Annotated in this window: 13 protein-coding genes; 9 read left to right on the top strand and 4 right to left on the bottom strand. The window is 68.0% G+C overall.

Annotation, left to right across the window (positions count from 1 at the left end):
• Positions 1-221 precede the first annotated feature (221 nt).
• The 7 genes from CXB49_RS16275 to CXB49_RS16245 all read left to right on the top strand — a co-directional run bounded on the left by CXB49_RS16275 (position 222) and on the right by CXB49_RS16245 (position 8345).
• Complete coding sequence (locus tag CXB49_RS16275; RefSeq protein WP_101710736.1) at positions 222-1493, top strand: RidA family protein; 1272 nt, start codon at positions 222-224, stop codon at positions 1491-1493.
• Between the two features lie 163 nt (positions 1494-1656).
• Complete coding sequence (locus CXB49_RS16270; RefSeq protein WP_101709373.1) at positions 1657-2286, top strand: 2OG-Fe(II) oxygenase; 630 nt, start codon at positions 1657-1659, stop codon at positions 2284-2286.
• A gap of 122 nt (positions 2287-2408) precedes the next feature.
• Complete coding sequence (locus CXB49_RS16265; protein ID WP_101709372.1) at positions 2409-3449, top strand: PTS fructose transporter subunit IIC; 1041 nt, start codon at positions 2409-2411, stop codon at positions 3447-3449.
• A gap of 21 nt (positions 3450-3470) precedes the next feature.
• Positions 3471-3764, top strand: coding sequence for a PTS fructose transporter subunit IIB (locus tag CXB49_RS16260; RefSeq protein WP_101709371.1), 294 nt, complete (start codon positions 3471-3473; stop codon positions 3762-3764).
• Positions 3765-3809: 45 nt separating this feature from the next.
• Positions 3810-6302, top strand: coding sequence for a phosphoenolpyruvate--protein phosphotransferase (gene ptsP, locus CXB49_RS16255; protein ID WP_101709370.1), 2493 nt, complete (start codon positions 3810-3812; stop codon positions 6300-6302).
• A complete protein-coding gene (gene manA / locus CXB49_RS16250; protein ID WP_101709369.1) occupies positions 6299-7486 on the top strand; it encodes a mannose-6-phosphate isomerase, class I in 1188 nt (395 codons plus the stop codon). The genes ptsP and manA overlap by 4 nt, the downstream gene beginning before the upstream one ends.
• Before the next feature lie 40 nt (positions 7487-7526).
• The gene (locus CXB49_RS16245; RefSeq protein ID WP_101709368.1) at positions 7527-8345 is read left to right on the top strand and encodes an AraC family transcriptional regulator; all 819 of its coding nucleotides are present in this window, start codon (positions 7527-7529) and stop codon (positions 8343-8345) included.
• On the opposite strand, the gene eutC is transcribed toward CXB49_RS16245, so the two are convergent.
• Genes eutC through eat form a run of 3 tightly spaced genes read right to left on the bottom strand, consistent with a single transcriptional unit; the run spans position 8324 to position 11930 of the window.
• Positions 8324-9133 (bottom strand): ethanolamine ammonia-lyase subunit EutC, encoded by an 810-nt coding sequence (gene eutC / locus CXB49_RS16240; protein WP_101709367.1) that lies wholly within the window; start codon positions 9131-9133, stop codon positions 8324-8326. The genes CXB49_RS16245 and eutC overlap by 22 nt on opposite strands.
• A complete protein-coding gene (locus CXB49_RS16235; RefSeq protein ID WP_101709366.1) occupies positions 9130-10512 on the bottom strand; it encodes an ethanolamine ammonia-lyase subunit EutB in 1383 nt (460 codons plus the stop codon). Before CXB49_RS16235 ends, eutC begins: the two co-directional genes overlap by 4 nt.
• Positions 10509-11930, bottom strand: a complete 1422-nt coding sequence (eat, locus tag CXB49_RS16230) for an ethanolamine permease (protein WP_101709365.1) — start codon at positions 11928-11930, stop codon at positions 10509-10511. Before eat ends, CXB49_RS16235 begins: the two co-directional genes overlap by 4 nt.
• Positions 11931-12094: 164 nt before the next feature.
• Between eat and aroC the strand changes: the two genes are divergently transcribed.
• Both aroC and CXB49_RS16220 read left to right on the top strand, forming a co-directional pair.
• Positions 12095-13195: a chorismate synthase gene (gene aroC, locus CXB49_RS16225; protein WP_101709364.1), complete on the top strand. Its 1101-nt coding sequence runs from the start codon at positions 12095-12097 to the stop codon at positions 13193-13195.
• Positions 13196-13247: 52 nt separating this feature from the next.
• Positions 13248-14666: an EAL and HDOD domain-containing protein gene (locus CXB49_RS16220; RefSeq protein ID WP_101709363.1), complete on the top strand. Its 1419-nt coding sequence runs from the start codon at positions 13248-13250 to the stop codon at positions 14664-14666.
• 45 nt (positions 14667-14711) lie between these two features.
• On the opposite strand, the gene CXB49_RS16215 is transcribed toward CXB49_RS16220, so the two are convergent.
• Positions 14712-15725 carry a two-component system response regulator gene (locus tag CXB49_RS16215; protein ID WP_101709362.1) on the bottom strand — a complete coding sequence of 338 codons (1014 nt, stop codon included), beginning with the start codon at positions 15723-15725 and terminating at the stop codon, positions 14712-14714.

Raw genomic sequence — 15725 nt, 5'->3', positions numbered from 1 at the left:
CCAGGTAGGGAATCGATAAAATCCGAAATTGTGATTGCGTTGCTTCCGGCGCTTCGCTAAGCCAGCTCTGATGAGGCTTGTGTTGTCGATCTCGAGTTTTCTGCATCCGCTCGGACGCGATACCTGCCGAATTGATAGAGCCATGGCACTGTCGATTGGCGAGGCGATATAGATATGGCGATGCTGCGGGCTAAATTCAAACTGAACAGGTAATGATCATCATGAGTCGCTTCAATACGGTGTTGGCAAGAAATACGGAAAACGCGCCCAAGGGAATCGGGCCATATTCCCAGACCGTCGCTTTCTCTCATTACAATAATCTGTCCGCCCAGTTGCCGGTGGATCCGATGACTGGCACGCTGGTCGCCGGCGGCGCGAAGGAGCAGGCCGAGCAGTGTTTTAAAAACATCAAGGCCATCGTCGAAAGCATTGGACATGTAATGGACGATGTGGTCAGGATCACTATTTTTCTGCAAAACATCGCGGATATCGATGTCGTCAACCGGGTCTATTCAAGCTTCTTCCACGATTATGTTCCGACGCTGACGGTAGCCGCCGTAGCAGCCTTGCCCCTGGATGCGCTGGTGCAAGTCGAAGCGCTGGTTTCCAATGGCGAGGGCACCATTCCCGACGCGCCTCAAGCCGGGGACCTGATCAAGATCGCCAGCGATACCAATCGGGCGCCGACCAGTCCGCTGTCCACGCAATCGGTGGCCTTTTCCCACTACAACAATCTCTCGGCGCAGTTGCCGATTGATCCTCAGTCCGGGAAGCTGGTGGCCGGCGGCGCGAAGGAGCAGGCGGCTCAATGCTTGCAGAACATCAAGGCGATTTTGGAAAACATCGCCGTTCCGTTCGACGATATCGTCAAAATCAATATTTTCCTGAAAAACCTGTCGGATATCGAATCGGTGAACGAAGCGTGCCGCGCGTTCTTTCCCGATTCGGCCATCGCCCGCGCCGTCGCCTATGCTCCGGCGCGCACCGTTGTGGAAGTGTCGGCGCTGCCGATGGATGCGCTGGTCCAGATTGAAGCGGTGGCATCGCATGGAGACGGCACGCCGCCGCAGGCCGTCGAGGACAGGCATGGGATTGTGATAAAAGCGCACAATACCTCGGCTGCGCCTCGATGCGCGCTTTCCACGCAAACGGTGGCGTTCTCCCATTACAATCACATTTCCGCTCAGTTGCCTTTGAATCCCATAACTGGCGCGGTGGTCGCCGGCGGCGTCAAAGAGCAGGCCGGGCAGTGCCTGAGCAATCTCAAGGCCATCGTCGAAAGCATCGGTCATGTGATGAGCGATGTGGTCAAGGTGAATGTTTTTCTTAAAAACATCGCCGATATCGACGCGGTGGACGGGGTGTATGCGGCATTCTTCCCGGACGGCGTGCCCGCGCGCAGGACGGTGGGCGTCGCCGCGCTGCCTCGCGGCGCGATGATTCAGATCGACGCCGTGGTGGCCAACGCCGAAGGCACGCCGCCGGAAGCATAGGGCGCCGTTTTTCGAACGGGGGCCCGGGCATCGCTCGGCCCCTTTTTCAATGGCGCCGTCCGCGTCGTCCGGCGCTTCGTCGCCAAAGGGTTGATCTTTGACATTCGCCAGCGGGGGCGGCTTGTGGTAGAAAGCGTCAGCCCGTTTTTTGAGCAAGACAGACATGACCGCGCTGCAATTCGAACTCGACGCCGTACTCGACACCCTGGCCGACCAGGGCTGGATCGTCATTCCCCGCGCCTTGCCGGCGGAGCTGGTCGCCAATCTGCGCGAAGCCTGCCTGCAGGTCTGGGACGAGGGGCGCTTCCACGAGGCGGCCACCGGCCGCGCCGGCGGCCAGGCGCGTCGCGCCGAGATCCGCTCCGACTCGGTGCTGTGGCTGGACCAGGTGGCCGAACTGCCGGCGGTGCGCGACTACAACGCGGCGATGGCCGAAGTCATGCAGGCGGTGAATCGAGGCCTGTACCTGGGCCTGACCGAGCTGGAGTCGCATTTCGCCGTCTACCCGGAAGGCGCGTTCTACAAGAAGCACCTGGACCGCTTCCGCGACGACGACGCCCGCGCGCTGACCACGGTGTTCTATCTGAATGAAAACTGGCCGGCCGACGGCGGCGGCCAGATCCGCCTGTACCTGGACGACGCTTGCGAGCGTTTCGTCGACGTCGAGCCCGAGGCCGGCACGCTGGTGCTGTTCCTGGCCGACCGTTTCTGGCACGAGGTGCTGCCGGCCAGACAGCGGCGGCTGTCCGTCACCGGCTGGTATCGCCGACAGGGCGGCAGCCTGCCCTGGTAGCCGGCCGCCGGCCGGCGCGCCGCTGATGTCAAAAAAGTCCAGTCCGGCCCGATCTCGCCACTATATCGCGCCCCGCGGCCTGCGGTAGCCTTTCTCCATCCGGCAACAGGATGGAGAGAGAAATGCAGGCCCGACTGGAACAATGGAAGCAGTATCTGCTCACCGGGGTATCGCACGTGATCCCCTTCATCGCCAGCGGCGGCATTCTGATCGCGCTGGCGATCTCGCTGGCGCCGATGACCGTCCATGGTCCGGACTTCAGCCATTCCCCGCTGCTCAAACTGATTCTGGACATAGGCGGCAGCGCTTTCGCGCTGCTGCTGCCGGTGCTGGCCGGCTATATCGCCTACGCTCGCTCCGGTAAGCCGGCGCTGGTCGCCGGCATGGTCGGCGGCCAGATCGCCCATACCGTCAACGCCGGCTTTCTCGGCGCCTTGATCGCCGGCCTGCTGGCCGGCTGGCTGGTGGAGCGGCTGAAGAAGATGCCGGTGGCCAAGCCATTGAGGCCGCTGATGCCCATCCTGATCATTCCGATACTGTCGTCGCTGGCGATAGGCGCGCTGATGTTCGAGGTGCTGGGCGTGCCCATCGCCAATCTGATGGTGGCGATGGGCACCTGGCTCAAGGCCATGGGCGGCGCCAACGCGATGGCGCTGGGCGCGCTCTTGGGCGCGATGGTGGCTTTCGACATGGGCGGCCCGGTCAACAAGGTGGCCTTCTTCTTCGGCGCCAGCATGATAGCCGAGGGGCAATACCAGGTGATGGGCGCGGTGGCGGCCGCCGTTTGCATCCCGCCGCTGGGCCTGGGCCTGGCCACCAAGCTGCGAAAGTCGCTGTGGAGCGAGCAGGAGCGCGAGGCCGGTTCCGCCGCTTTGGGCATGGGCATGATAGGCATCACCGAGGGCGCCATCCCGTTCGCCGCCGCCGATCCGCTGCGGGTGATACCGACCATCGTCGCCGGTTCGGCGCTGGGCGGGATGATCGCGATGCTGGGCGGCGTCGGCGACCACGCGCCGCACGGCGGCCCCATCGTGCTGCCGGTGGTGGACAACCGGCTGATGTTCGGCCTGGCCATCGTCGCCGGTGTGCTGCTGGTCGCCGTCACCATCAATCTGCTGAAGGCCAGGGCCGGCGCGCCGGCCGAGTCTCCCGCCTCCATTTGACTCCCACGCAAGGAAACGATCATGAAAGTCGTCGCCATCACCGCCTGCCCGACCGGCATCGCCCACACCTATATGGCCGCCGAGAAACTGGAGAGCCTGGGCCGCCAGCTGGGCCACGACATCAAGGTGGAAACCCAGGGCGCGATAGGCATAGAGAACGAGCTGTCGCGCCGCGACATACAGGCGGCCGACGTGGTGCTGCTGGCGGTGGACATCGCCATCGAGGGGGAGGAGCGCTTCGAGGACAAGCGCGTGGTGCGGGTGCCGATCCAGAAGGTGCTGAAAGACGCCAATGCGGTTTTCGCGCTGCTGTGAACCCGGTCGGGTCCGATCGGCCCGGCGCATAAGGAAGGTCGCCCAATGTCGCACAGCCTCACCTTGATCTGTCCGCTGCCCAACGGCATCCATGCCCGTCCGGCCAGCCGGATAGCCGAATTCTGCGCCGGTTTCGGCGCAGCCATACGCTGGCGCAACCAGCGCAACGGCCAGCTGGCCGACGCCAAGAGCGTGCTCAGCCTGATAGGCGGGGACATCCTGTTCAACGATGTCGTCGACATCGAAATCGCCGGCGAGGCGTCGGAGCTGGTGGCCATCGAGCTGGGCCGTTTCCTGAGGCAGACGCTGCCGCATTGCGACGCGCCGCTGGCAGCCGAGCCGGCGGCCTGCCGGGCCTTGCCGCGCGGCCTGGCTGAGCTGTCGCCGTTGCCTTGTTTCGGCCAACCGGCCGGCCAGGGTGTGGCGATAGGCGAATTGCGCGTGCACCAGGGTTTTTCGATGCCGGAACCGGAGCGGCTGCCGCTGTCCGGCGAGCCGGATCTCGAGCGCGAGGCGCTGGAGGCCGCCTGCCAGGCGCTGGCCGAGCGTCTGCAGCGAGAGGCCGAACGGTTGCGCGGCGAGGCGGCCTCGGTGTCGCGCGCCCACCTGGCCATCGTCCGCGATCCCGACTTCCGCGCCCGGCTGGAGGCCGTGGTGGCGGCGGGGGGCGGCGCCGCGCGGGCGGTGGCGGCGGCGGTCGCCCATTACCGCGCGCAGCTGGCCGGGTCGGCCAGCGAATATCTGCGCGAGCGGGAGATCGACATCCGCGACGTCGGCCGGCGTCTGCTGGGCATGCTGCTGCCGGAAGAGGCGCCGGCCGAGGCAGAATGGCCGGCTGCGGCGCTGCTGTGGGCCGAGGAACTGGCGCCCGGCGAGTTACTGGCGCTGGACCGCGGCCGGGTGCGGGGCCTGCTGCTGGCGCGCGGCGGCGCGAGCTCGCACACCGTCATCCTGGCGCGGGCGTTCTCGCTGCCGGTGCTGACCGGCGTGCCCCGGACCGCCATCGCCGGCGGCGTCGGCAGGACCGCGGTGCTGGACGCGGGCCTGGGCGCGTTGTTCCAGGACCCGGACGCGGCGGTGCTCGACTATTACCGGGAGGAGGAGGCGCTGCTGGCTTCGAAGCGGCTGCGGCTGGCTCAAGCCAGCGGCGGGACATCGACCAGCGCCGATGGCCAGCGGCTGGAGCTGGCCGTCAATATCGCCTCCGCCGCCGAGGCGCAGCTGGGCTTCGCCCAGGGCGCCGACGGCGTGGGGCTGTTCCGCACCGAGGCGTTATTCATGGACGCGGATGCGCCGCCGAGCGAGGACGCGCAATTCCAGTGCTACGCCGAGGTGGTGAGGCTGGCCGCCGGCCGGCCGGTGATCATCCGCAGCTTCGACATCGGCGGCGACAAGCCGGCGCGCTGCCTGCCGGCGCCGCCGGAGGCCAATCCCTTCCTCGGCTACCGCGCGATCCGGATGTATCCGGACCAGCAGGCGGCGTTCCGCGCCCAGCTCAGGGCCGTTTTGCGCGCCAGCGAGCTGGGGCCGGTCAAGCTGATGATTCCGATGGTCGCCACCTTGGGCGAGGCGCGCTGGGCGCGACGGGTGCTGGACGAGGAGCGGGACGCGCTGGGCGTGGCCGAGGCCGTGCCGATGGGCATCATGCTGGAAGTGCCGTCGGTGCTGTTCCAGCTGGACGCCTTCTGCCGCGAAGTCGATTTCTTCAGCGTCGGCAGCAATGATCTGACGCAGTATCTGTTCGCCGCGGACCGCGACAACGAGCGGGTGGGGCAGCTGTACGACAGCCTGCATCCGGCCTTTCTGGCGGCGCTGAGCCAGGCGGTGGCCACGATACACCGCCACGGGCGCTGGATAGGCCTGTGCGGCGAGGCCGCCGCCGCGCCGCAAGCGCTGCCGCTGCTGCTGGGCATCGGTTTCGACGAATTGAGCATGAGCGCGCCGTCGCTGCAGCCGTGCCGGCGCCGGCTGCGTGAGCTGGACGCCGGCCGTTGCCGGGCGCTGCTGGCGAGGGCGCTGCAATGCGTCGACGGCGTCGAGGTGAGGGCGCTGGTGGACGGCGACGCCGTCCGGCCGGCGCTGCCGATGCTGACCGCCGACTGCCTGATGCCCGCGGCCGCCTGGCGCAGCAAGGCGGCGGTCATCAAGGGCATGGTGGACCGGCTGTGGCTGCTGGAGCGCTGCGACGACCGCTACGGGATGGAGGAGGACCTGTGGCTGCGCGAGCAGGCCTATTCCACCGGCCTCGGCCATGGTTTCGCGATCCCGCACGCCAAGTCCGGCCATGTGCTGCACCCGACCCTGTGCGTGGCCCGGCTGGCCGAACCGGTGGACTGGGGCGCCAGCGACGGGCAGCCGGTGGACATGGTGCTGTTGCTGGCCTTCAACGCCGCCGACGCCGGCTCGGCGCACTTGAAATTCTTTTCGCGGCTGGCCAGGCTGGTGATGCGCGAGGACTTCCGCCGGGCGCTGCGCGCCGAGCGCGATCCCGAGCGCCTGCTGATCTTGCTGCGGGAGCGGCTGGAGCGCGAGGCATGAGCGCCTTCCCGCTGTACGGCCTGGCCCAGCACTACGCCTGGGGCGGGCGCCGCTTCATCCCCCGCATGCTGGGCCTGGACAATGCCGAGGAACGGCGTTTCGCCGAGTGGTGGCTGGGCGCGCACGAGGACGCGCCGTCGGTGATCGCGACGCCGCAGGGGCCGCAGCCGCTGCATTACGCGATCGCCCGCCAGCCGGCCGCCTTTCTCGGCGAGGCGGTCAGCCGCCGTCACGGCAAGCGGCTGCCCTTTCTGATGAAGGTGCTGGACGCGCCGTTGTCCGTCCAGGTGCATCCGGACGAGGCGCAGGCGCGGGCGGGCTTCGCCCGCGACAACGCCGCCGGCCTGGCCGCAGACGACGACCGGCGCCACTATCGAGACCCGTATCCCAAACCGGAGATGATGGTGGCGCTGTCGCCGTTCTGGCTGCTGCATGGCCTGAGGCCGGACGGCGAAATCGACGCCTTGCTGAGGCGGCAGCCCGAATGGGGCTCGCTGCGGGTCCGGCTGGAGCGGGAAGGGGGCGCGGCGTTGTACCGTTATCTGCTGAGGCTGCCGCAAGCGCAGATGGCGGCGTTGCTGCGGCCGTTGTGGGAAAGGCTGGCGCTGGCCGGCGACGTCGGGCCGGACGATCCGGACCACTGGACGCGGCGGCTGGCCGATACCCGAGCCGGCGACCGGGGCGTGTTCGCCTGCTATCTGCTGAATCTGGTCGGCCTGCGTCCGGGCGAGGCCATCTGCCAGCCGGCGCGGTTGCCGCACGCTTATCTGCACGGCCGCAATATCGAATTGATGGCCAATTCCGACAATGTGCTGCGCGCCGGTCTGACCGACAAGCCGGTCGACGTGGAGGCGCTGCTGGAGGTGATGGACGACGCGCCGGTGCGCCCGGCCGTGCTGGCGGCGCCGGCCGGTTGCGGCCTGGCGGCGTATCCGCGTTGCGGCGGCGATTACTTCGCCCTGGACCAGTTGCTGCTGGGCGGCGGCGAGCGCGAGACCTGGCGCTGCGAGGGGCCGGAGGTGTTGCTGGTGGTGGACGGCAGCCTGAGGCTGCGCCACCGCGACGGCGAGCTGGCGCTGGAGCAGGGGCAGAGCGCCCTGCTGCAGCCCGGGCTGCAGTGCGAGGCGGAGGCCGGACGGCTGGCGCTGGCCTACCGCGCGTTTTGTCCGCTGGCCGGCAAGTGATAAGGTGGGCGACAGTCCAGACCGAGACCGGATAGAAGACATGGCGTCGCTCCCGTCCTTCCGCCTGAGCTGGCCGTCCGCGCTGGCGCGGCTGTGCCACGCCCCGGCCGGCAAGCATGTGCCGGCCGGCGCCTACCAGGTGCATTTTCCGCGGCTGGAGCTGGTCCTGTCCAATCGCTACCACTACAGCCACGAGGGTTGCGAGAATGCCTGCCTGTCGGCGCAGGAGGCGCTGTTCATCCCGGCCGAGCACTGGACGCTGCCCAATTGGTGCGCCAACGGCGAGGTGCTGCACATCCTGTTCGATTACGCCCGGATAGGGTTCAGCCTGGTGCGTTCGGGCCCGCAGGGCGTGATCAGCACCCACAAGGAAAGCATGGTGCTGGCGCAACGCGGCTGCCTGAACGGCATGCTGGACGTGCTGGCCGGCCTGTGCCGCGACGGCGCCGATCCGGAAGTGATGCGCTTGCAGGGCCAGGCGCTGCTGGCCTTGCTGCAGACGCTGTACGACGAGGCGCGCGACAGCCAGTGGCAGCAGGGCGGCAACCGCTTTCGCGCCATCTGCCTGTACATCGGCGAGCACCTGTACGCGCCGCTGACGCGCGAGGACGTGGCGCTGCGCTTCGGCATCTCGTCGACCCAGCTGTCCCGGCTGTTCCGCCTGCATCTGGGCCAGGGTTTCTGCGCGTTCCTGGCGCAGCGGCGGCTGGACCTGGCCAAGGCGCTGCTGCGCCAGGGACAGCTGCCGCTGAGCGCGGTGGCGGCCCGCTGCGGCTATGCCGACGTCAACTACTTCCACCGCGTGTTCAAGCAGCGCTGCGCGATGACGCCGTGCGCCTATCGCCGGGAGTTCGCCTGAGCGGCCAGCGCGGCCTGGCCGGCCAGCAGCGCGGCCCAGCGCGGATCGGCGACGCTGCCGTCTTTCAGGCCGACGCCGGTCGGCTGGCGCCGCGCGGCGGCCATCAGCCAGGCCAGCTTGAACGCGGCCAGTGGATAGGGCAGGCCGTCCGGCCGCACATTGGACACGCAGTTGCGCTCGGCGTCGCTGCGGCCGACGCGCGGAGACGCGGTCAGGTACAGGCCCAGGCTGTCCGGCGAGCTGAGACCGGGCCGCTCGCCGATCAGCATCGCCGTCATCTTCGCTTGCAGCGCCTCTCCGGCCTCGTCCCCCAGCGCCACCCGCGCCTCGCGGGCGATCAGCACCGGACCGACCGTCAGCCCCATCTCCCGCAGCCGCGGCGCCAGCTCGCGCAGCAGCGGCGCCGCGTGCTGCGCGGCGGCGCGCGAGGACAGACCGTCGGCGACGATGATCAGCAGATCGCAGCCCTTGCCGGATTCCGCCAGCAGCCGCTCGCGGCTGGCCTCGTCCAGCCTGCGGCCCAGATCCGGCCGCTGCAGGTATTCGGCGCGGCTGCCCGCCGCGCTGTGGATTTCCACCGTCCGCAGGCCGTCGGCCTCCAGCTCGGCGGCCAGCGCGGCGGCGTCCAGCGGCGTATGCACGGCATCGCGCGCCTGCGCATGCGCCAGCGCGAAGCGCAGCGTCTCGCGGCAGGGCAGGCTGTTGCCGGCGCGGCCCAGCGCGATGCGGGCGGCGGTCAGCCGCGACAGTTCGCTCCAGCCGTCCTCGGTGATCGCGTGATCGCTCATGCGACGCCCTCCATCAGCGACAGCAGCCGCTGCCGTCTGTCCTGCGGCAGCAGCCTGCCGCCGCGGGTGATTTCCATCGCCTCCAGCCAGTCCTCGAATTCCGGCGCGCGCTTCAGGCCCAGCACATTCCTCAGGTAGAGCGCGTCGTGGAACGATGTGCTCTGGTAGCCCAGCATGATGTCGTCGGCGCCGGGCACGCCGATGATGAAGTGCACGCCGGCGGCGCCCAGCAGCGTCAACAGCGCGTCCATATCGTCCTGGTCGGCCTCGGCGTGATTGGTGTAGCAGATGTCGCAACCCATCGGCAGGCCCAAGAGCTTGCCGCAGAAATGGTCCTCCAGCCCGGCGCGGATGATCTGCTTGCCGTTGTACAGGTACTCCGGGCCGATGAAGCCGACCACGGTGTTGACCAGCAGCGGCGAGTAGCGCCGCGCCACCGCGTAGGCGCGGGCCTCGCAGGTCTGCTGGTCCACGCCCCAGTGGGCGCCGGCCGACAGCGCGCTGCCCTGGCCGGTCTCGAAATACATCACATTGTCGCCGACGGCGCCGCGCCTCAGTTCCCGCGCCGCCTGATGGGCCTCGTCCAGCAGCGACAGGCTGACGCCGAAGCTGGCGTTGGCCTTTTCGCTGCCGGCGATGGACTGGAACACCAGGTCCACCGGCGCGCCCTGGCGGATCAGCTCCAGCGTGCTGGTCACATGGGTCAGCACACAGCTTTGGGTCGGTATCGCGTAGCGCTGGCGCACCTCGTCGATCAGCGTCAGCAGGCCGCGGATGTCGTCCGGGCTGTCTCCGGCCGGATTGACGCCTATCACCGCGTCGCCGGCGCCGTACAGCAGGCCGTCCAGCATCGCCGCGGCGATGGCGCGCGCGTCGTCGGTCGGATGGTTGGGCTGCAGCCGCACGCCCATCCGGCCCGGCAAGCCCTGGGTGTTGCGAAAGGCGGTGACGACGCGGCATTTCTTTGCCGCCAGGATCAGATCCTGGTTGCGCATCAGCTTGGAGACGGCCGCCACCATCTCCGGCGTCAAGCCGGGCGCCAGCGCGGCCAGCGATTCCGGCGTGGCGGCGTCGGACAGCAGCCAGTCGCGCAGGCCGCCGACCGTCAGCTGGGACACGGCGGCGAAGGCGGCCGCGTCGTGGCTGTCTATGATCAGCCGGGTGATCTCGTCGTCCTCGTAAGGAATCACCGCCTGGTCGAGAAAGACGCTCAGCGGCAGGTCGGCCAGGCACATCTGCGCCGCTACCCGCTCCTCGGCGCTGGCGGCGGCGATCCCGGCCAGCTGGTCGCCGGAGCGCAACGGGCTCGCGCGCGCCAGCAGCGTCTTCAGGTCGGCGAAGCGGTAGCGGCGCGCGCCTATCGAGATGGCGTGGCTCATGTCAGGCTCCTCGCGGCGGAGCCGGCTGCGGCCGGGGATTCGGTCGCGCCCAGCAATTGCGCGTCGGCGGCGGCCGCCGCGCGCTGGCCGGCGGTGGCGAGAAAGTACAGATAGCCGGCGGTCAGCATCGCGGCGAACACCCCGGCCAGCAGCCGGTTGTAATAGACCATGGCGGCGAGACAGATCAGCGAACAACCCAGCGCCAGCGCGGGCAGCCACGGATAACAGGGCGCGCAGAACGGCCGGGGCAGCGCCGGCTCGCGGCCGCGCAGCCGGAACAGCGCCAGCATCGACACGATGTACATGACGATGGCGCCGAACACCGACAGCGTGACGATGTTGGCGGTCAGCGGCTGGCCGGCGATCTGCACCAGATCGTCGCTGAAGATGGCGGCGATGCCGACGACGCCGCCCGCCAGTATCGCGCGGTGCGGCGTCTTGAAGCGCGGATGGACGGCGGCCAGCGCGCGCGGCAGGTAGCCGGCGCGGGCCAGCGCGAAGATCTGCCGTGAGTAGCCCATGATGATGCCGTGGAAGGAGGCGACCAGGCCGAATAGGCCCAGCCACACCAGCATGTGCAGCCAGCCGCTGTGCTCGCCGACGATCAGTTTCATCGCCTGCGGCAGCGGATCGTTGATATTGGCCAGCCGGCTCCAGTCGCCGGCGCCGCCGGCCATCACCATCACGCCGAAGGCCAGCGCCACCAGCGTCAGGATGCCGGCGATGTAGGCGCGCGGAATCGTCCGGGCCGGGTCCTTGGCCTCCTCGGCCGCCATCGCCGCGCCCTCTATCGCCAGGAAGAACCAGATCGCGAACGGCACCGAGGCGAACATGCCGCCGACCGCGCCCCAGTGGAAATCGTCCCGCCCCGCCCAGCCGTGGTGCAGGAAGTGCGCCCAGCTGAAACCCGGCGCCACCACGCCCATGAACACCAGCAGTTCGAAGATGGCCAGCAGCGTCACGGCCAGCTCGAACATCGCCGCGATGCCGACGCCGGCGATGTTCAGCGCCATGAAGACCAGGTAGGCGCCGCAGGCGGTCCATTTCGGCGCCAGCGACGGGACCTGCACATTCAGGTAGGCGCCTATCGCCAGCGCGATCGCCGGCGGCGCGAACACGAACTCGCACAGCGTGGCGAAACCGGCGATGAAGCCGCCCAGCGGACCGAAGGCGCGGCGGGCGTAGGCGAACGGGCCGCCGGCGTGCGGGATGGCGGTGGTCAGCTCGGTGAAGCTGAAGATGAAGGCGGTGTACATCGCGGCGACGAACAGCGTCGCGCAGAGAAAGCCCAGCGTGCCGGCGGCGGCCCAGCCGTAGCTCCAGCCGAAGTATTCGCCGGAAATCACCAAGCCGACGGCGATGCCCCATAACTGCCAGCCGCCGAGCTTGCGCGCGAGGCCGGGTGTCGATGCGTTCATGCGGACTCCTGTTCAGGATGGAGGGTCTTCCGTGATGGAAGGATGTCGCCGCTTATGCAAAAAGAATGCCAGCGAACGCGCCGGGATTCAATGCCCGGGGCCATCGCCGGAGCCGCGGTCCGCCGTGCTAGAATCGATGGCGATACGCAACAGGGGAATAGCAGATGTCTGGCAATAGCATGGGTCGCTTGTTCACGGTAACTTCCTTCGGCGAAAGCCACGGTCCGGCGATAGGCTGCGTCGTCGACGGCTGCCCGCCGGGGCTGACGATTGGCGAGGCGGACATCCAGGCCGAGCTGGACCGGCGTAAGCCTGGCACCAGCCGCCACGTCACCCAGCGCCGCGAACCGGACACCGTGGAAATCCTGTCCGGCGTCTACGAGGGCAAGACCACCGGCACGCCGATCGCGCTGCTGATCCGCAACACCGACCAGCGCAGCAAGGACTACGGCAATATCGCCGACACCTTCCGTCCGGGCCATGCCGATTACTGCTACTGGCACAAATACGGGGTGCGCGATCCGCGCGGCGGCGGCCGCTCGTCGGCGCGCGAGACCGCCGTGCGCGTCGCCGCCGGCGCCATCGCCAAGAAATGGCTGAACGAGCGCCATGGCATCGTGATCCGCGGCCACATGACCCAGATCGGCGAGGTGCAAATCCCGTTCAAGAGCTGGGAACATGTCGGCGCCAATCCCTTCTTCAGCGCCGATCCCGACATCGTGCCGCGGCTGGAGGACTATATGGACAGCATACGCAAGAGCCTGGACTCGATAGGCGCCAGGCTGCGTGTCGTGGCCGACAATGTGCCGGTCGGCTGGGGCGAGCCGGTGTTCGACCGGCTGGACGCCGACATCGCCTACGCGATGATGAGCATCAACGCGGTCAAGGGCGTGGAGATAGGCGCGGGCTTCGGCTGCGTGGCCCAGAAGGGCAGCGAGCACGGCGACGAGCTGACGCCGCAGGGCTTCGCCAGCAACCACGCCGGCGGCGTGCTCGGCGGCATCTCCACCGGCCAGCAGATCGACGTGTCGATCGCGATCAAGCCGACGTCGTCGATCGCCCAGCCGCGCCGCTCGATCAACAAGCGGGGGGAGGCGGTGACGATGGAAACCCACGGCCGCCACGACCCCTGCGTCGGCATCCGCGCGACGCCGATCGCCGAGGCGATGCTGGCGCTGGTGTTGATGGACCACGCCTTGCGCCACCGCGCCCAATGCGGCGACGTCAAGGTGGAAACTCCGAGAATTGCCGGACGCATCGGCTAGAATTTAACAGACAGTGGCCGCGGGGCCGGGCCGGTTCACATAGGATGGCATCATGCTGAAAAGTCTGATCGATGGCTTGGCTGGACGCCGGAAAAAGAACCCCGAAGCGGACGAGGAGGCGCTGCCTCCGGTCCGCCAGGAAGCGGACACGGTCATGCCGTTGCCGGATGACGAGGCGCCGGCCGATCTGCCGGCCACGCTGGGTTTCGTGTCGCACCAGCCGGTGATGGACCGCCAGCAGCGGGTGGTGGCCTACGATTTCTTCGTCCGGCTGGGCAAGCGCAATGTCGCCGACAAGCAGCAGGAGTTCGACCGCCTGCTGCTGTCCACGCTGCAGAACATGGACATCTTCCGCCTGCTGGCCTTCCGCCGCGCCTTCGTCCACATTTCGATGACCTCGCTGGACGAGCCCTTGTTGCGCGGCATGCCGGCCGGCAGCGTCATCTTCGTGCTGGAAGTGGTGCCGGACCTGGTGGTGACCGAGCAGATGCTGGCGCAGCTGGACGAATTGCAGAAGCTCGGGCTGCGCTTCGCGCTGGAGCCGGCCTCGTACGACCAGGGCGTGCTGAGTCCGGCGCTGCAGGCCGATCTGTTCAGCCGCGTCGATTTCATGGTGCTGGATTTCGCCGGTCCGTCGACCCGGGTGCTGGCGCCGATACTGGACCAGCTGCCGAAGCGTTATCCGGGCGCGCGATGGATGGCGCGCAATGTCGGCACCGCCGAGGATCTGGACGTCTGCCTGCGCGCGCCGGGCAGCAACCGCTTCGCCTTGTTCCACGGCCCCTTCGTGCTGACCGCGCACGCGCTGGAGGGCGGCAAGGTCGACACCAGCCAGACCCGGGTGCTGCAGATCATGCGGCTGTTGCGCGCCAATGCCGATCCCAAGGAAGTGGAAGCGCAGTTCAAGCTGGACTCCGTGCTGCTGTTCAAGCTGCTGCGTTTCATCAATTCGCCGATACACGGCCTGTCGCGCAAGGTGCAGACGATAGAGGAGACATTGCTGCTGCTCGGGCGTGAGACGCTGTTCAAGTGGCTATCGATGCTGCTGTTCACCTCGCGCAAGGACGACGGCACCGCGGTCGCGCTGCTGGAGAAGTCGCTGATCCGCGCCCGTTTCATGGAGAAGCTCGGCGGCTACCGCGGCAACAAGCTGGAAGCCGAGCACCTGTTCCTGACCGGCATGTTCTCCTTGCTGGACGTGTTGCTGAACATTCCGTTTCCGGACGTGCTGGACCCGCTGGAGCTGCCGCTGACGGTGCGCGAGGCGGTGGTGGAGCAGAAAGGCATTTTCGCGCCCTATCTGTCGCTGGCGCTGGCCTGCGAGCACGGCGACAACGTCCGCATCGAGGCCTTGGCCAAGGTGCTGGACTTCGACCTCGACCTGACCAACCAGTACTACCTGGACGCGGTGGTGTGGGCGCAGGTGGTGCTGCGCGACAGCGAGGTGCACAACAACGTCGAGGCGGTGTAGCGGCGTCGGCCGCGCCGTTCAGGCCGGCGCGCGTCGTCCACTCAGCTAGAACATCATCAGCTCGCTGCTGTCGGCGTAACGCGCGCGCTCGTCCCAGCTGTCCTTGATTTCCAGGATATGCGGCAGGATGGACTGGAACATCTCCACCAGCCGCGGCTCGAAATGCGTGCCGCAGCCTTTTTGCAGCGCGTCCAGCGCCATTTCCAGCGACCAGGCCTCCTTGTATGGCCGTCGCATCGTCAGCGCGTCGAACACGTCGGCCAGCGCGACGATGCGCGCCGATTCCGGAATGGCCAGCGCCTTCAAACCGTCCGGATAACCGCTGCCGTCCCATTTCTCGTGGTGGCGCAGCGCCACTTCCGCCGCCAGCCGGAACACCGGCGCCTCGCTGCGGATCAGGATGTGACCGATGCGCGGATGGGTCTTCATGATTTCCCATTCCTCGGGCGTCAGCTGGCCGGGTTTGCGCAGAATGGCGTCCGGTATGCCCAGCTTGCCGGTGTCGTGCATCGGCGCCGCCAGCTCCAGCTGGTGGCAGGCGTCGGCCTCCCAGCCGCAGGCCGCCGCCAGTTCGGCGGCGTAGGCCGCCATCCGCCAGATGTGCACGCCGGTGTCGGTGTCGTTGAAGTGGCCGGCCTGGCCCAGCATGTAGATGGCGTCGCGGTGGCTTTTCTCCAACTGGGTCGCCTGCACCAGCGACAGATGGGTGCGCACCCGGGCCTGCACGATGGGCGCCGAGATCGGCTTGACGATGTAATCGACCGCGCCGGCCTCGAAGCCGGCGGCCTCGTTGCCGGCTTCGGACAGCGAGGTGACGAAGATGACGGGGGTGGCGCCTATCTGTCTGTCGCTCTTGATGCGGCGGCAGACGGCGTAGCCGTCCATGTCCGGCATTTCGATGTCGAGCAGGATCAGCGCCGGATGATGTTTGTCGGCGGCGGCCAGCGCCTCGACGCCGTTGCGGGCGAACACCAGCGGGTAATGGGGCGCCAGCACCTGGCGCAAGGCCGCCAGGTTTTGCGGCTCGTCGTCGACGATGAGCAGGGGAGCGTGCTGCAT

The sequence above is a fragment of the Chromobacterium sp. ATCC 53434 genome (assembly GCF_002848345.1).
Classification (GTDB): Bacteria; Pseudomonadota; Gammaproteobacteria; order Burkholderiales; family Chromobacteriaceae; genus Chromobacterium.
The sequence above is the reverse complement of the archived record's forward strand: the minus strand, read 5'-3'. Positions and strand labels throughout refer to the sequence as shown.